Below are 24,595 nucleotides of genomic sequence, written 5' to 3' on the forward strand. Positions count from 1 at the left end.
GCTATTCCTCCTTAGGATTCAATGAGTTCTTTTGTTTCCTCGAGACGGACGGATACCAGTCTTGACACTCCGGATTCCTGCATGGTTACACCGTAGAGGACATCCGATTCTTCCATCGTGCCTTTTCGGTGGGTAATCACAATAAACTGGGTTTTCTCACTGTACAGTCTGACATACTTTGCAAACCGGGTTACATTTGCTTCATCCAGGGCCGCTTCCACCTCATCCAAGACACAAAATGGCACAGGGCGCACCCTTAGAATGGCAAACAACAAAGCGATGGCTGTCAGGGCACGCTCGCCTCCCGATAAAAGCCCGAGATGCTGCAGCTTTTTCCCTGGAGGCTGGGCATCAATGTCCACCCCGGTATCAAGAAGGTTGTTCGGATCCGTCAATTTCAATTCCGCTCGGCCGCCGCCAAACAGCTGGCGGAAAACGTGAGCAAATTCCTCTTTAATCTGCTTGAATGTATCATCAAATCGCGTAATCATTTCCTCATCCATCTCTGCAATCACTGCAAAGAGTGTTTCTTTTGCATCCACCAAGTCATTTTTCTGTTCGATGAGAAAATCGTGCCGCTCTGTAATGCGGTCAAATTCCTCGATTGCCCCGAGGTTAACCGTTCCCAGACGATCAATTTTTTGCTTCAGTTCGTTTACAGCCGATTTAGCCGCTTCTGGATCTTCGGCCTTATCATATAGCTGGCTCGCTTTTTCATAGGTGATGGTATACTCGGTCTGCAGATGGGACAGCCTGTTTTCCAGATCAACATCCAGCCGGTTGACTTGAACTTCCCGCTGTTGGATATTTTGAATAAATTGCTGATGCTTTTTGTTTTCTTCCTTCAGTTCCCTTTCCTGATCCTCTGAATCTCGAGTACGAGTGGAGCGTTCGGCACGCTTCTCCTGGATCTCGGCAGTGAATGCCGCTTTCTCCTGTTTCTTTCTGGCAATCGTTTCTTCCATTTCTTCTTCAGTTTCTTCGGAATGATGCATTTCTTCCAATTCCTGTAAATCATTATGAACACTGTTATATTGCTGATCTGCTTTTTGCAGTTCCTCTTCTGAAGCCCGTGCACGTTCCCGCTGGTTTTTTACACGCTCTTCCTGTTCAGCGAGTGTTACTTGCTGCTCATGAAGCTGTGTTTCCAATTTTTGTTTATTCTCCTGCCAGGCGCTTTCCTGCTCGGTTAATCCATTTATTTCGCTTTGCATCGCTTCCAGCTTTTCTTTCAGTTCGTTTAATTCCGTATTTAATCGCTCTTCCCGCTCATTCAAGGTTTGCCTGTCCTCATCATACTGCTGTTTATCCTGATCATACAGGGTGAGATTATCATTCAATGCCCTTAACTTCATATCCAGTTCCTTCGAGACATTACGCAAATCGGCAAGCTTCTCGTTTTCCTCTCTCTCCGCTTCTTCTTCCTTTGTGAGCAGTTTTTCCTTCTCGCTGATCTGCTGCTCTTGGTTTTGGACGTTTTTTTCAAAGTTGGTCATTTTCGCCTGAAAATCTTTCAGCTTTTCTGTTACTTCCTGCAAATCTTTTTCTCTGGTAAACAAAGACTGCCCGGTTTTTTTCTGGGCACCCCCGGAGATCGAGCCGCCCGGGTTCACCACATCCCCTTCCAAGGTAACCACCCGGTATCTTCTGCCGGAAAGTCTGGCAATTTCATTGGCACTTTTTAGCTCTGTAGCAATCAGGACATGTCCCATCAGATGTTTCACTGCTTTTTGATAGTCAGGGTGTGTGTCAATTAAACTGGCAGCATCCCCAATAAAACCAGGATGACTTTCGATGTCAGCGAGCACACCCCTTGTCACAAACCGCTCTTGAATCGAGGCCAGCGGCAGAAATGTCGCTCTCCCGCTATTTGTTTTCTTCAGCCAGGCAATTGCCTGCCGGGCCGCCTGATCGTCATCCACGACAATGTGCTGTGCCTGCCCGCCCAATACACTCTCCATCGCTCTCAGATACTTTTTCGGAATGTCCATTAATTCAATAACTGCGCCATGGATATTGGTTAATTGCCGATCTTCTCTTGCTTTCAATACAGCTTTCACTCCATGGAAAAAGCCCTGAAAATCATCTTTCATTTCTTCCAGCATTTCTTTTTTCGACTTCAGTTTTTCGATATATTGGTACCCTTGATTCTGTTTCGCTTGGGACTCCTGAAAAGCCGCTCGCATTTTCTTCAGTTCTTCTTTCAGCTTGCGGATATCATCTTCCTTTTCTTCACAGGCCTTTTCCTGCTGGTTCAGTTCGTGCTTAAGCTCTTCCCCTTGCCTGTTTAGCTCTTTTCTTGATTGCAGTAGTCCTTCAAATTTCTCTGTCTGTCTGTCCGTTTTTCCTGTCAGCTGTGTCAGCTGCTGCTGAATGGATTGCTTTTCATTCCGCTTGGCAGCCTGCTCATTCAGCTCTTCAATGTATTCCGATTTTAGTTCTTCCAGTTTGTCGGCAATATCCTGCTTATCTGCAGTAAGTCTTGACTTTAACTGTTTGACATTCTCGCTTGTCGCACTTTTCACTTCCGTTAAATCATGCAGTTTTTTGTTTTCTGCAGTGACTTCTTCATGCAGTCTGCCGATACGCTTGGCCGTTTCCTCTTTTTGTGTCTCAAGCTTTTGTTTATTCTCGGTAAAATGTTTTGTCCGCTCGTTGAAAAGCCGTTTCTTTCCTTCATATTTTTCCAGCGATTGGGTTGATGTGAGCAGTTGTTCCTGCAAGGCATCAATCGCTTCATCCAGCTGCTGGATTTCCTGACGTTCTTTCTCCAGCTTGGCCTCCTTTTGCTGGATCTCTGTTTTCATGGCTATTTCCTTATTTTTATCGCTTTCCAATTTGTTGGATAATGATTGCCACCGGTCGTGAAGGGATTCGATTTCTGTAATTAATAGAGAGATTTCCTCTTCTTTTAACTGTGCTTTCAACCGTTTGTATGTTTTTGCCGTTTCCGCCTGTTCCTCAAGTGGTTCCATCTGCTGGTCTATCTCATGGATAATGTCTTCCACCCGATTTAAATTTTCCTGTGTCTCGGCCAGCTTGTATTCTGCTTTCTTCTTGCGCTGCTTATATTTCAGCACACCGGCCGCCTCTTCAAAAATGGTCCTTCTTTCCTCGGCCTTTGAGCTTAAAATTTCTTCCACTTTCCCCTGGCTGATAATCGAAAACGCTTCCCGACCGAGACCGGAATCCATGAACAAATCGATAATATCCTTCAATCTGCACGACTGTTTATTTATATAAAATTCACTTTCACCGGAACGGTAGACTCGTCTCGTAACACTTACTTCCTCATAATCAAGCGGAAGTGCTTCGTCCTGATTATCAAGAACCAAGGTAACCTCTGCTACATTGAGCGCATTTCTCGTGTCGCTGCCCTGGAAGATGATGTCTTCCATTTTGGAACCGCGCAGTGATTTGGCGGACTGCTCTCCAAGCACCCAGCGTATGGCATCGGTGATATTGCTTTTTCCGCTTCCGTTTGGCCCGACCACTGCGGTGACTCCTGGCACAAATTCCACGTTAATGCGCTCGGCAAATGATTTAAAGCCTACACTTTCCAATCGTTTTAAATGCATATACATTCTCCTATTTTGGAAAAACCTGGCTGTTCACCAAGCTTTAATGGCAAAAGCCTTCATTGTATGTATGGGTGTATAATTTTTTATGCTAAAAATAATTTGGCTTTTTACCGCATTTATTTTATCATAAACTTAGCCGCAAAAGAAGAGTGGAGAGGTGTTAATATGAATTTGGAATATCCATCGGAAGAAAATCTTGCTTTTATTCTTAATGAACTGGCTGATCGACTGAATGTGGTGAATCGGAGTCTATTAGACCCGGAAGATTATGATATCGATAAGTACGATGATATTAAGCTTATGTATGATCTGATCCTGCAAAAAGGCAGTCTGAGTGCCGCAGAAACCCAGGCATTTATTGAAGAATTGCGTGAAGTAAGGAAAGGATGAAGTAAAAGGCTGTTCCCTTTATATGAAAGGGACAGCCTTTTTTCATCAGGTATTATAATTATCCAATGCTGCCTTTGCTGCCCGCTGCTCCGCTTCTTTTTTGGTGCGTCCGGTTCCCTTTCCGGCGACTTCTCCATTCAAAGAAGCCTCTGCAACAAACTCCCGGTCATGGGACGGCCCTTTCTCCTCGGCAATCACATACTTGATCGTCTGATTCTTGTCCCGCTGAATCAGTTCCTGCAGCTGGCTTTTATAATCCATCGCATGCGAAAAAGCACCGGTTTTTATCTTCGGAAATACATGAGTCTCAAAAAACTCCAGCGCCACGGCAAATCCCTGATCCAAATACAAGGCTCCCAGGAATGACTCAAAGACATCTGCTAGCAAGGATGGGCGGTCGCGTCCGCCGGTCTGCTCTTCTCCTCTGCCAAGCAGCATATGGTCGCCGAAACCCAAATCCCTGGCGAAATTCTCCAGTGATGGTTCGCAGACAATTGCAGCACGCAATTTGGTCATTTCTCCTTCCGGCATATTGGGGTTCTTCCGGAACAGATACTGCGATACTGCCAATTCCAGAACGGCGTCTCCTAAAAATTCCAACCGTTCGTTGTCCGAAGTCGCTTCTTCACGATGCTCATTCACATAGGATGAATGTGTAAATGCCTGTTTCAGCAAAGCATGATTATTAAATGAAATGCCGGTTGTTTCTTCCAATTGTGTCACATTCATGCTAAATGCCACCTTTAGTCAAAATATACGGAAAGCCCTGCGAATGCAGGACTCTCTGTTTTACAAAACTATTTTCAATGGTTGGATAATCTTTTTACTGAACACTGTTTATGTAATTCACAGCGTCACCAACCGTATTTATTTTTTCCGCCTCTTCATCAGCAATTTCCATATCGAATTCATCTTCAAGCTCCATTACAAGCTCCACTACATCAAGTGAATCAGCTTCCAGGTCATCCTTGAATGATGCTTCCATGGTTACTTTTTCTTCTTCCACGTCAAGCTGATCCACAATAATTGCTTTTACACGATCAAATACATCTGCCACTTGCCCTCACCCCCTTTCAAGGCTGCTCATTTATTACATCACCATGCCGCCGTCAATATGAATCGTCTGGCCAGTAATATAATTTGCATCTTCGCTTGCCAGAAAACGCACGACTCTGGCTACATCCTCCGGTTTCCCCAGCCTCTCCAGCGGAATCATGCCGAGCATTCCCGCATGTTGTTCCTCTGAGAGTGCATCGGTCATATCTGTGGAAATGAAACCGGGTGCTACCGCATTGACCAAAATATTCCGGGAAGCGAGCTCTTTGGCTGAGGTTTTGGTTAACCCGATGACCCCTGCTTTGGCTGCGGTATAATTAGCCTGGCCGGGATTGCCGCTCACCCCGACGATAGAAGAGACATTGATAATTCTGCCGGAACGCTGCTTCATCATCTGCCTGGTAACAGCTTTGGTGCAGAGAAAAACGCCTTTTAAATTCGTATTAATAACCTGGTCAAATTCTTCTTCTTTCATTCGCATCAGCAGATTATCCCGGTTTACACCGGCATTGTTCACTAGAATATCGAGACTGCCGAACCCGCTGACGACCTCTTTCATCATCGCTTTGACATCCGCCTCATTAGCTACATCGGCCTGTATTTTAAATGCGCTTCCTCCAAGCTCTGTCACTTCATCGACAACTGCCTGCGCCTTCTCGGCACTGCCGGCATAATTGACAGCGACATTTGCACCCTGTCTGGCGAGTTCCAGCGCAATCGCCCGGCCGATCCCACGCGAAGCCCCGGTTACCAATGCATTTTTTCCGTTCAGCATTACTGTTCCTCCTCCCGGTACCATGAGATGAATTTATTCAATGATTCGATATCCTGTACAGCAAATACGGGTGTCCGCCGGCTGATTTTTTTCACCAGGCCGCTGAGCACCTTGCCATTTCCGACCTCTACAAAAGCTTCCACACCTTTATCAAGCATCCGGCGGATCGACGCTTCAAACTGCACTGGTGAATATAATTGTTTCAACAGCAAGTCTTTCATCTCTTCACTGTCTGTGACTGGTTCTGCCGATACATTGGCATATACGGGAATATTTGCATCGGAGATATCCACTTCATTCAGATATTCGGCAAATTCCTGATTAGCCGGTTTCATCAGCCTGGAATGAAACGGTCCGCTGACATTCAGTGGAAGCACCCGTTTGGCACCGCGCTCTTTTAATATGCTGCCGGCTTGTTCTACGCCCTGTTGGGAACCGGAAATAACGATCTGACCCGGACAATTTAAATTGGCAAGATCAACTGTTTCATCCTTCACTTCTTGAAGAGCATCAGCAACTTCCTCTTCCTTCAAGCCAAGGACTGCTGCCATGGTGCCCTGCCCTTTTGGAAAAGCTTCTTCCATTAGCCTTCCGCGAGTCGCCACCAGCGGCAATGCGTCCTCCAGTGAAATGGCGCCCGCTGCGACCAGAGCACTGTATTCACCAAGACTGTGTCCTACTGTCATCACAGGCTGCACCTCATCTTTTAGCAGCAAGGTATGAGCGGCGATACTTGAGAGCAGTAAAGCCGGCTGAGCATTCTCCGTCTCTGTCAATGTTTCATCAGGTCCGTTAAACATAATGTCTGTGATGCTTTTTCCCAGTGCCTGATCGGCTTCCCTGTACATTTCCTTAATCCCCGGGAATTCATCATAAAATTCTTTACCCATTCCAACTGCCTGGGAACCCTGGCCGGGAAACATAAATGCTACACGTTTCATTCGGATTCCTCCTTCTCCCTGTTCATTGTTTCCACTGTATTTCTGATAGTATCGGTAACACGGTAATCCACCATGTGTTTTGCCTGTTTAATTGCATTAAGTACAGCTCTGCGATTGGATGATCCATGGGCTTTAATAACGGGTGCGGCCAGCCCAAACAGTCCCGCACCGCCATATTCCGAGTAGTCCAGCTTTTGTTTAAGGTTTTTCAAGTCGCTTTTTACCATCCCGGCAGCAAGCTTGGTTTTCATCGAAGACATAAATGTTTCCTTCAGCATAGAAAACATCGTCATTGCGGTGCCCTCGATCGTTTTAAGCGCAATATTGCCGCTGAATCCATCAGTTACCACGACATCCGCGGTCCCGCTTAAAATATCTCTCGCTTCCACATTGCCCGCAAAGTTTACTGGCGCTTGCTGCAAAAGCGCAAAGGTTTTTTTCGTGAGTTCGTTTCCTTTGCCATCTTCGGTGCCGATGTTTAAAAGACCGACAGTTGGATTAGAAATTCCCCGAACTTTTTCGGTGTAAATGGAGCCCATCACAGCGTACTGCAGAAGGTGCTCCGGCTTGGCGTCAACATTTGCTCCCACATCCAAAAGCAAAAACCCTTTTCCGTCAATCGTAGGAAGGGTCGGGCTTAAGGCAGGCCGGTCAATTCCTGGAATTCTGCCGACAACAAACAGACCTGCGCTCATTAGTGCTCCAGTGTTTCCCGCGGAAATACAGGCATCCGCTTTGCCTTGTTTCACTTCCTCTGCCATCAGCACGAGTGAGGCGTTCTTTTTGCGTCTTACTGCTCTGACCGGCTCGTCCTCACTGGTGATCACTTCATCTGTATGTATAATTTCCACACGCTCCGAATGACTCACGTATGGCTTCATTTGCTTTTCATCCCCTACCAGGGTAACCGTTAATCCTTTTATCTGGTCAAGAGCATCCATTGCGCCTGACACAATTTCCTTCGGGGCATGATCGCCTCCCATGGCATCAATTGCTAGTCTCATAAGCGTTATTCCCCTTTATTTTCATTTGCCTGATACATGTGAAACTGTCCGGCAAGCACCTTCTCGTTGTCTACAAAACTGTCTACCATGACAATAGTTAAACCTTTTTCATTTCTTCCTTTTACTGTCGCTTTAGCTATCACACGCTCTCCTTCTTTCACCTGGCGTGTGAATTTTAACTCAGATTTCGCTGTCAGAGCGAGTTCATCATTGATAACCGCTACTGCCAGCGAATTGGCCTGGGCAAACAGATGATGCCCGCGTGCAATCTGGTTGCGGGAAAATACATGTTCCGGCCGGATATCAAGAATGGATATCGCCCGCTTGTCTAACTCCAGATCAATCACCTCGCCGATGACTTCCTCGAGCGGCAATGCCCTGACTGTCTCATTCCAATTACTGCTGGCAACTGTTTTAATCCGTTCACGGAGTTCCGGAATGGAAAGCTCCAAACGGTCCAGGCGGATGGTTTGAATGCTCACTCCAAACCGTCTGCTGAGCTGCTCGTCCGTAATGAATGGAGTTTCATCAATGGTTTGTTTTAATAGTTGCTGGCGTTCTGCTTTGCTTTTTCTCAATTTGACCGATCCCATCCAAAACGTTCCTGAAATTAAGACTTGGTACTAACAGTAATATATAATAGCTGCATTAATTATGCAAGCATACAGTTAATCCAGTTTTTCTGTCAGAAGGATTTGGTTTTCCAGATAATGCTCCAATGGGGTGAAAGATGGATCCTTTGCCAAGAGATTCGTTTCAATGATCTCTTCCGCATCCTTTCTTGCTGTCTCCAGCGCACGATAGTCGTGGATCATATCAGCGACCTTGAACTCCGGAATTCCGCTCTGTTTTTTGCCAAAAAAGTCCCCGGGCCCCCTTAATTTCAGATCCTGTTCAGACAGTTCAAAGCCATCTGTCGTTTCGGTCATAATCCGCATTCTTTCTTTGCCGACTTCCCCTTTTGGATCGGCAATTAAAATACAGTAGCTTTGCTTTTCACCTCGTCCGACCCTGCCGCGCAGCTGGTGAAGCTGGGAAAGACCGAACCGCTCGGCATCATATACGACCATCATCGTAGCATTTGGCACATTCACACCGACCTCGATGACTGTTGTGGAAACAAGCACATGGATGTCGTTTTCCGCAAACTGTTTCATCACCGCTTCTTTTTCCTCCGCCGGCAGCCGGCCATGCATCAAACCAACACGCACTTCAGGAGGGAAAAATTCCTGCAGCTGATGATAGAGGTCCACCGCATTTTGTATATCTAATTTATCCGATTCCTCGATCAGCGGGCAAATGACGTATGCCTGCTCTTTTTCGGAAACACGCTTTTCGATAAAGCCAAGAATCCGTTCAAAAGTGTTCTCCTTGGCCCAAAATGTCTCCACCGCTTTCCTGCCAGCCGGCATTTCATCAATCACCGAGACATCCATATCACCAAACGCGGTAATCGCAAGGGTTCTTGGTATCGGGGTAGCAGTCATGAATAACACATCCGGCTTCAGTCCTTTTTCCCTCAGTACCCGCCGCTGTTCTACGCCAAACCGGTGCTGTTCATCCACAATGGCCAGTCCTAGATCACAGAAAAACACATCATCCTGAATTAAGGCATGGGTTCCGATCACAATATCCACCTCACCACTCTCCAGAGAAGCCAGCAGCTCCTTGCGCCTTTTCCCCTTTACCGAGCCGGTCAATAACACAATATTCGCATCTCCTCCGAATAATTCCGTTAGTGATTGATAATGTTGTTCAGCAAGGATTTCCGTCGGTACCATCAGTGCTCCTTGTCTTCCCGCTGTAATCGAGCCATACAGGCAAATGGCAGCAACCGCTGTTTTACCAGACCCGACATCCCCTTGCAGCAGCCGGTTCATCCGATATGATGACTTCATATCAGATAGAATCTGATTCAATGCTTTTTTCTGAGCTTTTGTCAGGGTAAAAGGGAATCCGGCGATAAATGCCTGCAGCTGATCGGCCTGATACCTTTGAGCATTTCCTTTTGTTGCCTCGCGTTTTAGTTTGCGAAGCAGCTGCATTTTCAGCTGAAACAGCAGAAATTCCTCATAGATAAACCGCCGGCGTGCATGCTTTAAAGCTATTCGGTTCTTTGGAAAATGCATGGTCATCAATGCTTTTTGGCGGCCAGGCAGTTTATAATCCCGTAAATATCGTTCCGGTAAAATCTCCGCAATTTCTCTGCCATAATCCCCGAGTGCCCGCTGGATGATCTTCTTCAGTTTGTAGTTGCTCACATCACCCTTCACCGAATACATCGGCTGCATTTTTGCCTGCTGGTCTGCCGCTCCTTTTTTATAATTGCTGACAGTAATCTGCAGGCGATGTGCATCCCATTTTCCCGTTAAGGTAACCGTATCTCCCGGGTTTATTTGCTTCTTGGCAAACGCCCGGTTAAACATGACCGCCTTAATCGCCACATTTTCCGTCTCTACCGTAAAGGAGAGCCTTGATCGTTTTTTTCCATAAAAAGCGAGGGAGGGTTCATGCACAACCCTTCCCTCAATGGTTACTTTATCGTCATGAATTAATTCACGAAGCGGTTTTATCTCATACACGTCATAACGGTATGGAAAATAGTCGAGCAGATCACGGATGGTCACAATATGCATTGCCGCCAGATCCTCTGCCAGTTTTTCTCCGACACCGTTTACCGCTGTTACCGCATCTTCCAGCATATTCCTTCACTCTCTCTATACCGACATTCCAAAAATTTTCTCTTTTAAGAGGCGCCCTGTCGGTGTATCGGCAAGCCCGCCTTCTCCTGTCTCCCTCAAGGAAGTAGGCATCTGCTTGCCAATCCGGTACATAGCGCCAATTACTTCATCGCATGGGATTCTGCTTTTTACACCGGCAAGTGCCATATCCGCTGACACGATTGCCAGGGAGGATCCGGCCGCGTTCCGTTTAACACATGGCACCTCAACGAGTCCGGCAACCGGATCGCATACAAGACCGAGCATATTTTTCAGGGTGATGGCAAATGCATCAGCAGACTGCTGTGGTGTGCCGCCCGCCATTTCCACAATCGCTGCAGAGGCCATTGCTCCGGCTGAGCCCACTTCAGCCTGGCAGCCGCCTGCCGCGCCGGAGATAAATGCATTATTAGCGGTGACAAAGCCAAATGCCCCTGCTGTAAACAAATACCGGATCATTTGCTCCCTTGTCGGATTCAGCTGATTTTTTACCGCAAACAACGTTCCCGGCACACAGCCTGCACTGCCCGCTGTCGGGGTGGCGCAAATTGTGCCCATCGCGGCATTCACTTCATTGGTGCCCATTGCCTTAGATACCGCATCCATGAGCAAATTACCGGAAAGCGGAGTTTTTTCCCTCATGTAGTTTTGAATCAGGACAGCATCCCCGCCCGTTAAGCCAGTAACTGACTCCACTCCCTCCAGGGCCTCTTCAATCGCATTCTCCATCACCTGGAGGTTTTTCTCCATTTCTGCAAAAATTTCTTCGCGTGTTTTATCTTTGACTTCCATTTCTTGGCGAATCATCACCTCGGAAATGGCGATATTATCTTTTTCCGCCATTTCAACTAGTTCCGCAGCTGTTCTGAACATAATAAAACTCCCCTTCCTGTCAGTTTGCGATTTTAGCAATCTGAATAATATGAGACGCATTTTCCAATTCTTTTAAAATGCTGTCCTTAACATTTTGATCAACTTCAATCACCATCAGGGCTTCTTTTCCGACATCTTTGCGGTTCACTTCCATATGCCCGATATTAATCTCGTATTTTGCAAGTATTTCTGTAACGGATGCGATTGCACCAAAACGGTCATTATGCATAATCAAAATGGCCGGGTGGTTACCGGAAAGCCGCAGTTCAAACCCGTTCAGTTCCGTAATTTCCACTTTACCTCCGCCAATCGAGATGCCGACCAGTTCCAGCTGATCGCTCCCGTCCCCGATAATCAGCCGGGCCGTATTTGGGTGGTCTGCCTTAGCGCTGTCTTCAATAAATTCAATTTCCAGCCCTTTTTTCTCAGCAAGCTCCAATGCTTGGCTCATGCGGGTGTCGTCTGTTTCAAATCCCAGCAGCCCGCCTGCCAGCGCAAAATCTGTCCCGTGTCCTTTGTAAGTCTTGGCAAAGGATTCATACAGATGAATTCTCGCCCATTGGGGTTCTTTTCCAAACAGATTGCGGGCCGCCTTGCCAATTCGTGCAGCCCCTGCAGTATGTGAACTGGACGGACCGATCATCACCGGACCAATAATATCAAACACCGAATTGTATTTCATTATTGCCACCGCCTAGTCTTCGTATAATTTAACTTCTATTGTAAAGTATAACAAAAAAGTTTATAATAATCATTTGTGGATTATAGATTTATAATCGGGTGGGAGAGGGATAGCAAAATAATTGAGGAAAATATATGTCTTCTGAAAAACATCATAATGGTCTTTACGCGAAAGGGAACCTGCGGACAGAATGGACAGCCGGGATCATCGGCTATCTTGCCACCGTATATATTGTGATTGTCAATGGTTCCATTTTGAGTGAAGCAGGCATTTCGCTTGAAAGCGGGATGATTGCGACCATTTTGGCATGCTTTACAGGGACCCTGTTAATGGGGCTCTTCGCCAAACTCCCGCTGATCGTTATTCCGGGAATGGGCATCAATGCATTGTTCGCCTATTCGATTGTGCAAGGATCCGGACTGACATTCCAGGAAGGACTGGCTGTGGTGCTGGTCGCCGGACTGCTGTTCTTGATTACGGCCTTCAGCAGATTGGGGAGTATTTTACGCGATGCGATCCCTGATTCTTTGAAGCACGGGATAACCGCCGGAATTGGCTTGTTTTTAATATTGCTTGGCCTGGAGAAAAACGGCTTGGTCGTCAGCGGTGAAAATTCAGTGATTGCACTTGGGAATTTTACTTCTCCTCAGGTAGTTGCTGGAGTCCTGACATTGTTTTTGGCCATCTTTTTGTTTATCCGGAACATCCCGGCCAATTTTCTTATTACAATGGTTTTAGGCACTTTAATCGCTTATCTTTTCGGGCTTATTGAACCGGCTGATGAAAACACAGGCAATATCCTTGCCGAGGCACAGCTATTTCTGCCGTCGTTTTCAGCACTCGGTGAACTGGCGTTTTGGGTCAGCGTGTTTCCGCTTGCGATGATTCTTATATTTGAAAACATGGGGATCCTCCATGGACAGCTGGAGATGCTGAACAGGCACGGAAGCTACCGGAAAGCTTATCAGGTGACTGCTTTTTCTTCTCTGAGCTGTGCGTTTTTCGGCACCTCTCCAACGATATCTGCTGCGGAGAATGCTGCTGTAATCGCCTCAAAAGGGAGAACCGGGATCACGGCCATCATAGCAAGTGTGCTATTTCTTGGAACGATTTTTATCATTCCCTTGATTACAATGATTCCGGACACAGCAATCAGTCCGATATTGATTATTGTAGGCATGCTGATGGCACAGAGCATCCGTCATCTTCCACTGGAAAACCTATCAGAGTCACTGCCGGGTCTTTTGATCATCGTTATGATCCCATTCACCTACAGCATTGCTGACGGAATGGCATTTGGATTTATTGCCTACCCAATTGCTAAAATTGCTCAGAGAAGATGGAAAGAGCTGTCTGTTCCACTGGCAGTTATTTCATTCTTGTTTCTTGGTGATTTTCTCATTAAGATTATAGGTATATAAAAATTCGCCCTCAAGCCGAGGGCGAATTTTTATGTTTAGAAAATTATAACTTCCTGTTCGTAGTGGATAGCCAGAATCAGGATATGCCACGTCCAGCTCCAGCGCCCAGCGACTAGTGGACTTCCCTCACCTCCGTACGATAAGTCAACATCGGCTCCCTCCGGTCGCCGTGTTTCCTTTATCTCCTCCGGCTCAGTCCAGCCCATACGTCGCTAAACGGTCGCTTCCGCTTTTGTTCCTTATTCCACGGAAAAAATATAAGAATAGATTGGCTGGTTGCCGTGATGTATTTCCACTTCAATATCGGAAAAATTTTCCTCGATATATCGGATGAGCTCGTCCGCTTCCTGCTCATCCACATCTTCACCACGAAGAATTGTCAATATTTCATCCTCATCAGTAATCATTTCTTTCAAGAGCTGTTTTACTGCTTCTGCCTTATCATGATGGGATGCCCTGATTTTCCCGTCTGCAATTCCCATAAAATTCCCATTCTCAATGGTCATGCCGTCAATTTTAGTATCCCTTACAGCATAGGTTATCTGTCCGGTTTTTACCTGCTTGCCGGCAGCTTCCATCGCCTGTTTATTCTCGGTGATATCCACATCGGGATGGAAAGCAAGCATCGCACTGATGCCCTCTGGAATAGTGGTCGTCGGCACCACTTGCACACTTCCCTCGGCAAGCTCTGCCGCCTGATCTGCAGCCATTATGATATTTTTGTTATTAGGTAAAATTAAAACATTATTCGCATTGGCTTCTTCAATAGCAGTCGTGATGTCCTGGGTGCTTGGGTTCATGGTTTGTCCGCCTTCGATGACCACTGTTGCACCTAGGCTTTCCAAGAGCTCCTTCAATCCGCTTCCCATCGCCACCGTGACAATCGCATATTCTGCTTTTTCCTTTGGAGCCTGCCCGGCTTTCTTGTCACCGACTATTGCTGTATGCTGTTCCCGCATGTTTTCAATTTTCATATTGATCAAACTGCCATAGCGCTGGCCAATGGTCATAACGCTGCCGGGATATTCTGCGTGTACATGTACCTTGACGACATCCTCATCCGAGACAACCAGCAGCGAATCACCATGTCCGGACAGTTCATTGCGGAAATCTTCTTCAATAAACGGATGTTCAGCCAGCTTGTCCTCTTCAAATTTCACCATGAATTCCGTGCAGTAGCCGAATTCAATCTCTGATGTATCCATGAAGTCCTGATGTTTATGGTGCTCAGCATTGACCATTTCGTCCATATCAACGCTTGAGTCTGCTGCAGGCAGTTCTTCCCCTTTTAAAGCGGCGAGAAATCCTTCATAAATCGTTACGAGGCCCTGTCCGCCGGAGTCCACAACTCCGACCTCTTTCAGTACTGGCAATAAATCCGGGGTGCGCTTCAGTGAAGCCTTTGCCTCAGCAAGCACGGCTTCCATAAGAGTTATGATATCTGTTTCTTCATCGCCCAATTCAGCTGCTTTGGCTGCAGCATCCTTGGCAACGGTAAGTATGGTTCCCTCCACCGGCTTAATTACCGCTTTATATGCCGTAGCACTTCCACTTTCAAAGACATGAGCCAAATCGCCAGCGGTCAGTGTCTGCTTTTTGTCCATTCCCTTGGCAAATCCGCGGAAGATTTGTGATAAAATCACTCCTGAATTTCCCCTGGCACCCATTAACAGCCCTTTTGCAAAGGCATTGGCGACTTTAGATATATCCTCACTGCCGAGATTTTTGACCTCATTTGCCCCGGAAGTCATTGATAAATTCATATTTGTCCCGGTATCTCCATCAGGCACAGGGAAAACATTTAATGCGTCAATTTTTTCTGCATTGTTTGAGAGATGACGCGCCCCGGAGAGTACCATTTTTGTAAATGTGCTCCCATCCAATTGTTGAAGTGTCACTATGCTTCCTCCTTTACAAACAAACCGGCAAAGGTTAATCCTTTGCCACTCGAACTCCTTGAATATAGATATTTACGGAGTCAATTTCCAGCCCAAGCGACTGGCTTAATGTGTATTTTACCTGTGCCTGCATATTATGTGCCACTTCGGATATTTTGGTCCCGTAGCTGACGATAATGTACATATCAATATGCAAGTGTTCCTCTTCCTGGCGTACAACGACGCCTTTGGAGAAGTTTTCTTTTCGCAGAATTTCGGCTATCCCGTCCCGGATCTGGCTTTTGGATGCCATCCCGACAATGCCGTAGCATTCCACTGCAGCACCGCCTGCAATTGTTGCGATTACATCATTGGTGATGGTTACCTGACCATCATTTGTATTCAGTTCAATTGACATCGTAATCCTCCTTAACCGCCTGCGCTAATATAAACATATTTTACTATACGTCACCCGATTTTAAAAGCGATGTTTATCTGTTTCCGCAAAAATGTAACCATTTTCATCCTCAGTAAAAAAGCTTGCTATGTAATTCAGCCCCTTCTAACCATGAACGAAAAAAGGCGTTCTGTCAAGGTATTTCTCTTTATAGACATTCGGCATCTCCGGTATAAGACAAGCTGCAGCCTCTGAGCTGGTAAAATAGATTGCAATCTCCCCGAAGTTGTGATAAATTAAGTAAGAATGAAAAATGACACATGTTAGAGTAGGAGGGATTGCCATGGCTAGAAAATGTGTTGTTACTGGACGTAAAACCCGTACTGGAAACAATCGCTCTCACGCTATGAATTCCAGCAAGCGTAATTGGAAAGCTAATGTACAAAAAGTGCGTATTATGGTGGACGGAAAACCTAAACGTGTTTATGTTTCTGCTCGCGCCCTTAAATCAGGCAAAGTAGAGCGTGTCTAATATAACATTAGTCTTACTTGGAAAAAGCACCCGACAAGGTGCTTTTTTTCGTTGCCTGAATCCTTTACAAAGGGCTGTTTTCTAAAAGAATATTGTTTTTCACAATATCTTTAGACTGTGACATAACTCCTGCCGCTACGGAAATACATTCCGCTTTCCGCGGGAGGCTGGTGAGCCCCCTTGTGCTGGCGCACTACGGGGTCTCACCTAGGCCTTTCCTCCCGCAGGAGTCTCCATGTATTTCCTTCGCTGATGGTGTTGTTTTTTAAAATCAATTAACAGAAGCCTGCATCCTTGATCGGAGCGGACGGCAACAGCCTCCTGTGGAGTCAGCACGAGCCTAGACCTCAGCAGCGGCGGTTTACCGCGAGGGGGCTGTAAGGTGCGCGGCTGCCCACAGCGGAAATCAACCATCAAAAGTGGATTTGCTCTTTTAAATTTAGCAAGCAGTAAAGCAACGAAGCACACTATTAGCGGAGGAAATACCCGTAGACTCCTGCGGGATGATGAGCATAGGTGAGACCCCACAGCGCGACAGCGCGAGGAGGCTCGGCAGCTTCCCGCGGAAAGCGAGGGGTATTTCCGCAGCGGCGGGCTACAGCACAGTTTCCATCAACTACGTAATAAAAAGCAACAAAGCTTACGAATAAAGCTTTGCAAAAAAAAGAAGCTTCCGTCAGGTACTGACAAAAGCTTGTTTGCTGTAAAGCATCGGCAAAAAAAACCCCCAGAAGCGGGCGTTTTTTCCCTCATCCAGCGTTAAGGACATACGTTTTCTGTCCTGCAGGTTTTCTTGCCTACTTATCTTTTTTAAACGTGCCAATTACAATCTTTACAAATCCGCCAATAAATCTTGGGAGTTTAATAGTATAAAATTTCATGAGTTCCCCCTCCTCTGATTACAAACAAAGCCTGGTAAAATCAAATGTCACGACTCTTTATTAGTAATAGTATGCCTTCCTCATAAGAAAAAGTACCATTATTTGAAAGAAGCTTGTTTGAAATACAAAGGGTGGATCCCCATGTGATATCCTTATTGACCAACGGATATTGAAAGCCCGTTAGCGACAATCCTTTTACATGCGGTGTAAAAGGGATAAAAGAAATATAAGGAAATCGTTCCTCCCGGGTAATCGTATGGGTGCCGGGAGCAGTCAGTTCCAGTTGATTGTATGCATCGACCAGAACACCGCGTATTCCCTCTCGCATCATTCGGTACAAAAGCTGGATGTTGATTATTTCGTGATCCAGTCTGCCGCCGGTGACCCCAAACAGATAAATGGTATCAGACTCCATGGCATAAGCCTGTTGCAGCGCTAATTCCAGATCTGTTTCATCTTTTTCCCGCGGATATTCTTCCATATGGGTGAAAAGTAAGCGAATCTGCTTTTTTTCCTTTTCTGTAACGGAATCAAAATCGCCCACCGCATAATCTCCGGAAATTTGATGGTCCATAAGCAAGAGGGCACCGCTGTCTGCACCAATCCAGTAATCAATCTCGTCTGTGTACAAAAGCAAATCAGGGAGCTGCCCTGCTGGCCCGCTGCCGACAATTCCGACACTGGTCATAGATGTTACTTCCCTTCTGCTGCCGTCACCAGTTCACGGATCGCGTGATGTCTGTCGGATTGTTTAAAAATCGCGCTTCCGGCCACCAGTACATCGGCTCCCGCCGCCGTACAGGTTCTGGCAGTACTCGCATTAATTCCGCCATCTACTTCTATTTCATAGGAGAAATTATTTTTTTTGCGCCATGCAGCCAGTTTTTCAATTTTCGAGAGACTTTGTTCGATAAATTGTTGTCCGCCAAAACCTGGGTTAACACTCATCACCAGCACCAAATCGACTTCCGGTAATATTGGCAGCAGGGATTCCGCCGGTGTTGCCGGATTAATGACAACCCCTGCTTTTACTCCATTGCTTTTGATTAATTGGATAGTCCGGTGCAGGTGCACACTCGCTTCCTGATGAACCGTGATAATCGAAGCACCTGCTTCAGCAAACGCTGCGATGTACTGATCGGGATTTTCGATCATTAAATGCACATCAAGGGGGAGCGATGTAACCGGACGGACTGCCTCCACGATCAGCGGACCGATCGTGATATTCGGAACAAAATGACCATCCATCACATCCACATGAATATAATCCGCCCCGCCTTTTTCTACATCCTGTATCTCTTCTTTTAATTTTGCAAAATCAGCTGCTAGTATTGATGGAGCTATTTTCGTCATCATTAATACCTCGGCTTTCTCATTTGGATCTCTTCCAAAAAATGCAGATAATGCTCATAGCGGAAGCGGGGGATTTCTCCATCCTCCACCGCTTGCTTGACAGCACATTTCGGCTCTTTGTTATGCAGGCATCCGCGAAATTTGCATGCCCCCTTCCGCTCTTCCATCTCCGGAAAGCAATCCGGCAATTCCTCTGAATTCAGATCCCCGAACTCCAGAGCACTGAAACCGGGCGTATCAGCCACCCAGCCGTCGTAAACCCTCACCAGCTCTACATGTCTTGTTGTATGTTTGCCCCTGCCGAGACTTTTCGAAATTTCCGCGGTCTTCAGGAGGAGCGAGGGATTTAACGCATTGAGCAGAGAAGATTTTCCCACACCTGACTGTCCCGCAAATACTGTCACCCGATCTTTAAAATGGCTCTTCATTTCAGGCAGCAAATCCGGCTCTTTGGAGGAAAGTAATTCTACTTCATACCCGATTTGCTGGTAGCTGCTTCGGTATGCTTCTATATCCTTTTTATCCTCTTCTGCGAGAGTATCCATTTTTGTAATGAATATGAGCGGCCTGATTTGCTTGGATTCAATCAGTACAAGAAACCGATCCAGAAGCATCGTACTGAAGTCCGGACTGGTGGCCGAGCTGACAATAATCGCTTGGTCAATATTCGCAACCTGCGGGCGAACCAGTTCATTCTCTCTCGGCTTGATCTCTGTTATATATCCTTCTTCTGGTCCGCTGATATCAAATGCAACAAAATCACCGACAAGGGGACTGATTTTTTTATTACGGAAAAGCCCTCTGCCTCTGCACTGGTAGATTTGCCCGCTGGACTGCACATAGTAAAAACCACTTAAAGCTTTGATAATTCTGCCGTCAGCCATTTATTCACCCTCTTCATATGATACTGTCTGGCTGGTAAGCTCTTCATCGTCCCGCATTATTAAATACTCTGCCGTCTCGTTTGACGGAATAGTCAGTGTAAAGGTGAACTCCGTATCTTCGGTAATCGTTTCTTCCTGAAAGACTTCTGAAATATCGTTATTCATGTCACCAATATAGAGGCGGACGGTTTGCTCCACCGGTTCTGCGGATTCTTCTTCAGATCCTTCTTCGGACCCTTCTTCAGACTCTCCACCAGATCCTTCTCCTCCATTGTTCTCTTCCGATTCCGGGGGCTCATAAGGTACCGTATAGGTAATCGTATGGGATGCAGGCGGCAATTCCTCTGGACCTGTGGAAATATAGACCTGTACCGCTGAGCCATCTTCAATTTCCGCGTTTGCGGCAGGGTCTTGCCGGATTATTTCACCCGCGGGGACTGTGTCAGAACTTTCTTGCGTAACATTCATGGTCAGATTATTATTTTCCAAATATGTCCTTGCTTCCTGTTCTGTCATACCAACCAGATTACTCAAAGTCACCGGCTCCGGACCCATGCTTACCTCAAAAATAACTCTTGTCTCACTTGGAACCACTTCACTGTCAGGCTCGGGCTGAATTTGTGTGATGATCTCCCCCGCAGGTCTGTCGGAGTATTGTTCATACTGGATCACTTCATATCCTTGTCCGGCCAGCAGCCGGTCCACTTGGCTGAAATCCCTGCCGACGTAATCATCAAACGCCACGGTTTCCGGGCCCTGGCTGACATATAGAGTAACCTGTGATTCTTCTTTTACCGTATCTCCCGCCTGGGGACTGGTTCTTGTAACCTGTCCTTCTTCCAATTCATTGGAAAAGACTGATTCTTGTTCCACAAGTAAATTCAAACCCTCCAGTTGTGCTTGGGCATCATCTGCCTCGAGTTCTGTTACATCTGGAATGGTTACATCCTGCGGCAGCAGAAACCCTGGATAAGCGAACAGTGCTGTCACGGTGGCTGCAAGCAACAATACAAACACGGCAAGTCCGATCAGCCATTTTTTCTTTCGTTTCTGCTTCGGTTTTTTCTTCTTTTTCTTCTTCTTTTCTTTCTTACCGTCTGCAGGAGGGGCAGAAGTTTCCCCTTTTGCTGAAAAGTTTTTTGTGGCAGCGTCTCCCTGGTGAACCACGGTTTCCTGATCATTGTTTGTCACCAGTCTGTCATCCGTAATCACCGGGATAGCTTTTGTTTCATCCCCTGCTTCAACCGGCGGAGTGTATACCGCCTCATTCTGTCTGTCCGGATCAAGCGCACCCTCCAGTGTATCTGAAATGTCATAGACATTGTCATAGCGGTGGAAGGGATCTTTCGCAGTGGCCTTTAGTACAATATTTTCCACACTCTGCGGGATCCCTGGATTGTATTTCCTGACAGAAGGAGTTTCATTCTGCAAGTGTTTTAAGGCTATCGAAATAGGCGACTGCCCGGAAAAAGGCAATCTCCCCGTTAGTAATTCAAACAATACAATTCCAATTGAATAAATATCCGACTTTTTTGTTGCTGTTCCCCCTCTTGCCTGCTCTGGTGACAGATAATGCACAGACCCGAGAATCGAGTTGGTCTGCGTCAGGGAAGTGGCGCTTAAAGCAATAGCAATCCCAAAATCGGTTACCTTTACTTCTCCATAGGAATCAATCAGGATATTTTGCGGTTTTATATCACGGTGCACAATATCATTTGCATGGGCGTGGGCAATGGCGGCTGCAATCTGTTTAAGTATGTCCAGCGCTTCCTGGACATCAAGCGGGCCATGCTGCTGTATGTATTCCTTAAGCGTCATCCCTTCTACATATTCCATAACTATATAGGAAATATTGTCCTCTTCCCCGACATCATAAATATTTACAATGCTCGGATGGGCAAGACTTATCGCGGAATGGGCTTCCCGGTCAAACCTGGCAAGGAACTCCTCATCATTGGCGTATTCCATCCGCAGTACTTTGATCGCAACTTCCCGGTTTAATATCGTATCCCATGCCAAATAAACATCGGCCATCCCGCCCCCGCCTATCGTCTTGTTCAGTTGATAGCGGTCATTTAACAGGTGTCCGTTCAGCATTCCCTTTCACCTTCTTCCCCCAAAAGGCCATGCTCGATGATAATGAGGGAAATATTGTCCTCTCCGCCGCGTTCATTGGCCAGGTTAATCAGCTGCTCAGCCGCTTCATGCAGCTCACCATCGTTTTCTTTGATGCGTTCAGCTATTTCCTCGTCCTCCATCTTGTCGGTTAATCCATCTGAACATAATAATAATTTATCACCTTGTTCAAACCCGATGGAAGTAACGTCTGCTGTGACTTGATCCTCCGTGCCCAATGCTTTTAGCACCACATTTTTGCGCGGGTGCTCCTGGGCATCTTTTTTGGAAATCTGGCCGGATTGCACCAAGGCATTTACCAGAGTATGGTCTTCCGTTATCTGCTGAAATCCTGCCTCATTAAACATATAGCAGCGGCTATCGCCAATGTGCGCAATTGTGGCTACATCATCAATGCAAACGGCAATAACAATTGTTGTGCCCATACCATGACATTCCTCGTTGTTCTGTGCATGCTGATAGACTGTTTCGTTCACATCGGCAATCGCCTTAACCAGCCATTCTTTCGTCTCTTCAGGGGAACTTAGCTCATTGCATTCCTGCCATTTTTCGCCAATCAGCTTTAAAGCCATCTGACTGGCTACGTCACCAGCCTGATGTCCCCCCATGCCGTCAGCAATCACAGCCATAAACTGACCGTCCGCATTGTAAAAAATTCCCCCGGCATCTTCATTATGTCCTCTGACTTGGCCGGTATCTGTGAGAAATTGGCCTTTCATCCCATCACCCCTTTAACCTGAAGATTCTCCTGTCTCAAGTATTGCACAATTTTCTCCGGAAAAGAACAAGAATCACTTATTTTTTTCGAATCATTCTCGTTAGGAAAAAACCGTCTGTCCCGAATGTCTGGGGAAAAATCTGCAATCCGTACCTGCCCGACGGCTGAGCATCTCTGATTTCTTCCGGCAGATTGGCACGGAAATCCGGATCCAGCTCGTATGCCGGGCTCCCCTCGAGAAATTGTTTCACTGTGTCTTCATTTTCTTTCATATCGACCGTGCATGTGCTGTACAACAGTTTGCCGCCTTTTTTCAGTAAAGGGGCGACGCTACGGATAATATCCAACTGAATCTGAGCAAGCCGCTCTACATCCTCTTCTTGTTTATCATATTTAATCTCCGGTTTTCCTCTGATTACGCCAAGTCCGGAACACGGAGCATCAATTAGAATCCGGTCAAACGTCTCATCCTCATGCTCTTCCCTTAAATTTCTCGCATCGCCGGGTTTTGCTTCAATGATCGTCAGGTTGAGTTCAGCAGCTTTCTGCTCTACCAATTTTACCTTTTTACGATGCAGGTCATAGGCATGAATTTTTCCTTTGTTTTTCATTTTTTCTGCAATATGCGTAGTTTTCCCTCCCGGGGCGCTGCATGCGTCGAGTATCTGCATGCCGGTTTCGGGATCAAGCATTTCAGCAGCGAGCATGGATGTCTGGTCCTGAACCGTTACCATACCTTCTTTAAACAAATTCGATTTTAATATGTTTCCTTTGTCAATGATGATGCCCTGTGCTGAAAACTTTGAAGGCCGAATGTCAAATTGCTGTTCCTGCAGCTGCTTCATCGCTTCTTCCCTGTTGATCCGGAGCGGCTGAATGCGGATGGATTGGTTTTTATGCTGCAGATTGGCTTGACACATCGCTTCTGTCGTCTCATATCCATAAAAAGAGATCCAGCGCTTAACGAGCCACATCGGATGACTTGTCATCACGGAAAGCCTCTTTGCCTGATCGGTGATTTCCGACGGGTCTGCCACCCCTTTTCGCTGCACATTGCGGAGCACGCCGTTGACGAACGAAGCAGTGCCTTTGTGACCGTGCTCTTTAGCGATCTCCACAGCCTCATGAATAATCGCATGGTCCGGTATGCGATCCAGAAACACCATTTGGTAAACCGACATACGGAGCAGCATTCGCACCCACGGGGCGATCTTTTTTTTCGCATCGACAAAACGCTCCAGATAATAATCCAGCGTATATTTTCGCTGCAGTGTTCCGTAGACAACCTCTGTCAGCAGGGCTTCATCTTTCACATTCACTTTGCCGGAACGAAGCTGATGATCGATCAGAAGATGGCTGAACCCTTTGTCTTTCTCAACCCGAAGCAGAATATCGAGCATGGCATTTCTTGCGGTGAAATCACTCATTTTGTGGCTCCCCCAGGATAACACCAGTTTCGATCCGATCGGCCGAGCCGCGCAGATATTCCTTGACCGTCATTCGCTTTTTTCCGGCTGGCTGAATGTCGGTTATCCTTATTGCTTGTTTATTACCACAGATGACGATAAACGCATCCGCTTCTTTTTCAGCAATCTCTCCAGGCTTACCGGAAAAGGTCTGGGCAGTCAGTTCACCCCACCAGATTTTCATAACCTTTCCTTTATATGAAGTAAATGCAACCGGCCATGGATGCAGGCCGCGAATGTGATTGTAGACTTCTTGTACACTCAGGTTCCAGTCAATTTTCTCCTGCTCGCGCTTTATGTTCATGGCATACGTAGCCTTGTCCTGATTTTGCGGAACCGGCGTCAATTTGCCCGCAAACAGCTGTGGCAGCGTGTCAGCAAGAAGATCGGCACCAGTCCGGGAGAGTTTATCATGAAGGGAACCGACATGATCATCCGATTCGATTGGCATAGCCTGCTGTGTCAGGATATCACCTGTATCGAGTTTTTCTTCCATGTACATAATCGTAACGCCTGATTCCTGTTTCCCCTCAAGAATTGCGTAATGTATTGGTGCTCCACCACGCAGCTCCGGCAGCAGGGAAGCATGGACATTGATGCAGCCGTATTCAGGTACATCGAGCAATGCTTTCGGGAGAATTTGTCCATACGCAGCTGTCACGATCAGATCAGGCTTATATTCCAGTATGGTTTCATATTCATTTTTTAACTTTTCCGGCTGAAACACGGGAATTTGCCGCTTCTCCGCTTCCACTTTTACAGGCGGTGGGGTAATGACTTTCTTTCTGCCCTTCGGCCTGTCCGGCTGGGAAACCACAAGCACGACCTCATATGCCGAGTCTGCCAGTGTCCCTAGAACCGGGACGGCAAAATCCGGGGTGCCCATAAACACAATTCGTTTCATGATC

23 protein-coding genes are annotated in these 24,595 nt (G+C 46.6%); 3 read left to right on the forward strand and 20 right to left on the reverse strand.

What is annotated here, in order from left to right; all coding sequences use genetic code 11:
* Positions 1-11 precede the first annotated feature (11 nt).
* The gene (gene smc, locus CEG13_RS06110) at positions 12-3,578 is read right to left on the reverse strand and encodes a chromosome segregation protein SMC (protein WP_100010988.1); all 3,567 of its coding nucleotides are present in this window, start codon (positions 3,576-3,578) and stop codon (positions 12-14) included.
* 168 nt (positions 3,579-3,746) lie between these two features.
* Between smc and CEG13_RS06115 the strand changes: the two genes are divergently transcribed.
* Complete coding sequence (locus CEG13_RS06115; protein ID WP_100010989.1) at positions 3,747-3,971, forward strand: DUF1128 family protein; 225 nt, start codon at positions 3,747-3,749, stop codon at positions 3,969-3,971.
* Between the two features lie 45 nt (positions 3,972-4,016).
* On the opposite strand, the gene rnc is transcribed toward CEG13_RS06115, so the two are convergent.
* From rnc to sdaAB, 9 genes are all read right to left on the reverse strand, one after another.
* Positions 4,017-4,700 carry a ribonuclease III gene (gene rnc / locus CEG13_RS06120; RefSeq protein ID WP_100010990.1) on the reverse strand — a complete coding sequence of 228 codons (684 nt, stop codon included), beginning with the start codon at positions 4,698-4,700 and terminating at the stop codon, positions 4,017-4,019.
* 94 nt (positions 4,701-4,794) lie between these two features.
* Positions 4,795-5,028, reverse strand: a complete 234-nt coding sequence (acpP, locus tag CEG13_RS06125) for an acyl carrier protein (protein WP_100010991.1) — start codon at positions 5,026-5,028, stop codon at positions 4,795-4,797.
* Positions 5,029-5,061: 33 nt separating this feature from the next.
* Positions 5,062-5,802 (reverse strand): 3-oxoacyl-[acyl-carrier-protein] reductase, encoded by a 741-nt coding sequence (gene fabG / locus CEG13_RS06130; RefSeq protein WP_100010992.1) that lies wholly within the window; start codon positions 5,800-5,802, stop codon positions 5,062-5,064.
* On the reverse strand, positions 5,802-6,743 hold the full coding sequence (gene fabD / locus CEG13_RS06135) for an ACP S-malonyltransferase (RefSeq protein WP_100010993.1): 942 nt from the start codon (positions 6,741-6,743) through the stop codon (positions 5,802-5,804). The genes fabG and fabD overlap by 1 nt, the downstream gene beginning before the upstream one ends.
* Positions 6,740-7,747: a phosphate acyltransferase PlsX gene (gene plsX, locus CEG13_RS06140; protein WP_100010994.1), complete on the reverse strand. Its 1,008-nt coding sequence runs from the start codon at positions 7,745-7,747 to the stop codon at positions 6,740-6,742. The genes fabD and plsX overlap by 4 nt, the downstream gene beginning before the upstream one ends.
* 5 nt (positions 7,748-7,752) lie before the next feature.
* Complete coding sequence (gene fapR / locus CEG13_RS06145; RefSeq protein WP_420843790.1) at positions 7,753-8,340, reverse strand: transcription factor FapR; 588 nt, start codon at positions 8,338-8,340, stop codon at positions 7,753-7,755.
* A gap of 75 nt (positions 8,341-8,415) precedes the next feature.
* Positions 8,416-10,449 (reverse strand): ATP-dependent DNA helicase RecG, encoded by a 2,034-nt coding sequence (gene recG / locus CEG13_RS06150; protein ID WP_100010995.1) that lies wholly within the window; start codon positions 10,447-10,449, stop codon positions 8,416-8,418.
* A gap of 15 nt (positions 10,450-10,464) precedes the next feature.
* Positions 10,465-11,340, reverse strand: coding sequence for an L-serine ammonia-lyase, iron-sulfur-dependent, subunit alpha (gene sdaAA, locus CEG13_RS06155; RefSeq protein WP_100010996.1), 876 nt, complete (start codon positions 11,338-11,340; stop codon positions 10,465-10,467).
* Positions 11,341-11,359: 19 nt separating this feature from the next.
* Positions 11,360-12,022 (reverse strand): L-serine ammonia-lyase, iron-sulfur-dependent subunit beta, encoded by a 663-nt coding sequence (sdaAB, locus tag CEG13_RS06160; protein WP_100010997.1) that lies wholly within the window; start codon positions 12,020-12,022, stop codon positions 11,360-11,362.
* A gap of 134 nt (positions 12,023-12,156) precedes the next feature.
* On the opposite strand from sdaAB, the gene CEG13_RS06165 reads away from it, so the two are divergent.
* Positions 12,157-13,443 (forward strand): NCS2 family permease, encoded by a 1,287-nt coding sequence (locus CEG13_RS06165; RefSeq protein ID WP_100010998.1) that lies wholly within the window; start codon positions 12,157-12,159, stop codon positions 13,441-13,443.
* A 239-nt stretch (positions 13,444-13,682) separates the two neighbouring features.
* On the opposite strand, the gene CEG13_RS06170 is transcribed toward CEG13_RS06165, so the two are convergent.
* Positions 13,683-15,341, reverse strand: coding sequence for a DAK2 domain-containing protein (locus CEG13_RS06170; protein ID WP_100010999.1), 1,659 nt, complete (start codon positions 15,339-15,341; stop codon positions 13,683-13,685).
* Between the two features lie 34 nt (positions 15,342-15,375).
* Positions 15,376-15,738, reverse strand: a complete 363-nt coding sequence (locus tag CEG13_RS06175; RefSeq protein ID WP_100011000.1) for an Asp23/Gls24 family envelope stress response protein — start codon at positions 15,736-15,738, stop codon at positions 15,376-15,378.
* A 322-nt stretch (positions 15,739-16,060) separates the two neighbouring features.
* On the opposite strand from CEG13_RS06175, the gene rpmB reads away from it, so the two are divergent.
* Positions 16,061-16,249 (forward strand): 50S ribosomal protein L28, encoded by a 189-nt coding sequence (gene rpmB, locus CEG13_RS06180; protein WP_100011001.1) that lies wholly within the window; start codon positions 16,061-16,063, stop codon positions 16,247-16,249.
* A gap of 797 nt (positions 16,250-17,046) precedes the next feature.
* Here rpmB and spoVM read toward each other — a convergent pair.
* The 8 genes from spoVM to fmt all read right to left on the reverse strand — a co-directional run bounded on the left by spoVM (position 17,047) and on the right by fmt (position 24,591).
* Positions 17,047-17,130, reverse strand: coding sequence for a stage V sporulation protein SpoVM (spoVM, locus tag CEG13_RS06185; RefSeq protein WP_100011002.1), 84 nt, complete (start codon positions 17,128-17,130; stop codon positions 17,047-17,049).
* A 40-nt stretch (positions 17,131-17,170) separates the two neighbouring features.
* Positions 17,171-17,818: a thiamine diphosphokinase gene (locus tag CEG13_RS06190; RefSeq protein WP_100011003.1), complete on the reverse strand. Its 648-nt coding sequence runs from the start codon at positions 17,816-17,818 to the stop codon at positions 17,171-17,173.
* A gap of 5 nt (positions 17,819-17,823) precedes the next feature.
* Positions 17,824-18,483 carry a ribulose-phosphate 3-epimerase gene (gene rpe / locus CEG13_RS06195; protein ID WP_100011197.1) on the reverse strand — a complete coding sequence of 220 codons (660 nt, stop codon included), beginning with the start codon at positions 18,481-18,483 and terminating at the stop codon, positions 17,824-17,826.
* A gap of 2 nt (positions 18,484-18,485) precedes the next feature.
* A complete protein-coding gene (gene rsgA / locus CEG13_RS06200; protein ID WP_100011004.1) occupies positions 18,486-19,367 on the reverse strand; it encodes a ribosome small subunit-dependent GTPase A in 882 nt (293 codons plus the stop codon).
* Positions 19,368-21,464 carry a Stk1 family PASTA domain-containing Ser/Thr kinase gene (gene pknB / locus CEG13_RS06205; protein ID WP_100011005.1) on the reverse strand — a complete coding sequence of 699 codons (2,097 nt, stop codon included), beginning with the start codon at positions 21,462-21,464 and terminating at the stop codon, positions 19,368-19,370.
* Positions 21,458-22,222: a Stp1/IreP family PP2C-type Ser/Thr phosphatase gene (locus CEG13_RS06210; RefSeq protein ID WP_100011006.1), complete on the reverse strand. Its 765-nt coding sequence runs from the start codon at positions 22,220-22,222 to the stop codon at positions 21,458-21,460. Before CEG13_RS06210 ends, pknB begins: the two co-directional genes overlap by 7 nt.
* A 76-nt stretch (positions 22,223-22,298) precedes the next feature.
* Positions 22,299-23,648 carry a 16S rRNA (cytosine(967)-C(5))-methyltransferase RsmB gene (gene rsmB / locus CEG13_RS06215; RefSeq protein ID WP_100011007.1) on the reverse strand — a complete coding sequence of 450 codons (1,350 nt, stop codon included), beginning with the start codon at positions 23,646-23,648 and terminating at the stop codon, positions 22,299-22,301.
* Positions 23,641-24,591: a methionyl-tRNA formyltransferase gene (gene fmt / locus CEG13_RS06220; RefSeq protein WP_100011008.1), complete on the reverse strand. Its 951-nt coding sequence runs from the start codon at positions 24,589-24,591 to the stop codon at positions 23,641-23,643. The genes rsmB and fmt overlap by 8 nt, the downstream gene beginning before the upstream one ends.
* Positions 24,592-24,595: the final 4 nt, after the last annotated feature.

The sequence above is a fragment of the Lentibacillus sediminis genome (genome assembly GCF_002763455.1).
Classification (GTDB): Bacteria; Bacillota; Bacilli; order Bacillales; family Amphibacillaceae; genus Lentibacillus_D; species Lentibacillus_D sediminis_A.

What these genes read in the sequence shown, in the direction of transcription:
- smc (WP_100010988.1), bottom strand. Translation starts at nt 3,578, where the DNA reads ATGCATTTAAAACGATTGGAAAGTGTAGGCTTTAAATCATTTGCCGAG.
- CEG13_RS06115 (WP_100010989.1), top strand. Translation starts at nt 3,747, where the DNA reads ATGAATTTGGAATATCCATCGGAAGAAAATCTTGCTTTTATTCTTAAT.
- rnc (WP_100010990.1), bottom strand. Translation starts at nt 4,700, where the DNA reads ATGAATGTGACACAATTGGAAGAAACAACCGGCATTTCATTTAATAAT.
- fabG (WP_100010992.1), bottom strand. Translation starts at nt 5,802, where the DNA reads ATGCTGAACGGAAAAAATGCATTGGTAACCGGGGCTTCGCGTGGGATC.
- fabD (WP_100010993.1), bottom strand. Translation starts at nt 6,743, where the DNA reads ATGAAACGTGTAGCATTTATGTTTCCCGGCCAGGGTTCCCAGGCAGTT.
- plsX (WP_100010994.1), bottom strand. Translation starts at nt 7,747, where the DNA reads ATGAGACTAGCAATTGATGCCATGGGAGGCGATCATGCCCCGAAGGAA.
- fapR (WP_420843790.1), bottom strand. Translation starts at nt 8,340, where the DNA reads ATGGGATCGGTCAAATTGAGAAAAAGCAAAGCAGAACGCCAGCAACTA.
- recG (WP_100010995.1), bottom strand. Translation starts at nt 10,449, where the DNA reads ATGCTGGAAGATGCGGTAACAGCGGTAAACGGTGTCGGAGAAAAACTG.
- sdaAA (WP_100010996.1), bottom strand. Translation starts at nt 11,340, where the DNA reads ATGTTCAGAACAGCTGCGGAACTAGTTGAAATGGCGGAAAAAGATAAT.
- sdaAB (WP_100010997.1), bottom strand. Translation starts at nt 12,022, where the DNA reads ATGAAATACAATTCGGTGTTTGATATTATTGGTCCGGTGATGATCGGT.
- CEG13_RS06165 (WP_100010998.1), top strand. Translation starts at nt 12,157, where the DNA reads ATGTCTTCTGAAAAACATCATAATGGTCTTTACGCGAAAGGGAACCTG.
- CEG13_RS06175 (WP_100011000.1), bottom strand. Translation starts at nt 15,738, where the DNA reads ATGTCAATTGAACTGAATACAAATGATGGTCAGGTAACCATCACCAAT.
- rpmB (WP_100011001.1), top strand. Translation starts at nt 16,061, where the DNA reads ATGGCTAGAAAATGTGTTGTTACTGGACGTAAAACCCGTACTGGAAAC.
- spoVM (WP_100011002.1), bottom strand. Translation starts at nt 17,130, where the DNA reads ATGAAATTTTATACTATTAAACTCCCAAGATTTATTGGCGGATTTGTA.
- CEG13_RS06190 (WP_100011003.1), bottom strand. Translation starts at nt 17,818, where the DNA reads ATGACCAGTGTCGGAATTGTCGGCAGCGGGCCAGCAGGGCAGCTCCCT.
- rpe (WP_100011197.1), bottom strand. Translation starts at nt 18,483, where the DNA reads ATGACGAAAATAGCTCCATCAATACTAGCAGCTGATTTTGCAAAATTA.
- rsgA (WP_100011004.1), bottom strand. Translation starts at nt 19,367, where the DNA reads ATGGCTGACGGCAGAATTATCAAAGCTTTAAGTGGTTTTTACTATGTG.
- pknB (WP_100011005.1), bottom strand. Translation starts at nt 21,464, where the DNA reads ATGCTGAACGGACACCTGTTAAATGACCGCTATCAACTGAACAAGACG.
- CEG13_RS06210 (WP_100011006.1), bottom strand. Translation starts at nt 22,222, where the DNA reads ATGAAAGGCCAATTTCTCACAGATACCGGCCAAGTCAGAGGACATAAT.
- rsmB (WP_100011007.1), bottom strand. Translation starts at nt 23,648, where the DNA reads ATGAGTGATTTCACCGCAAGAAATGCCATGCTCGATATTCTGCTTCGG.
- fmt (WP_100011008.1), bottom strand. Translation starts at nt 24,591, where the DNA reads ATGAAACGAATTGTGTTTATGGGCACCCCGGATTTTGCCGTCCCGGTT.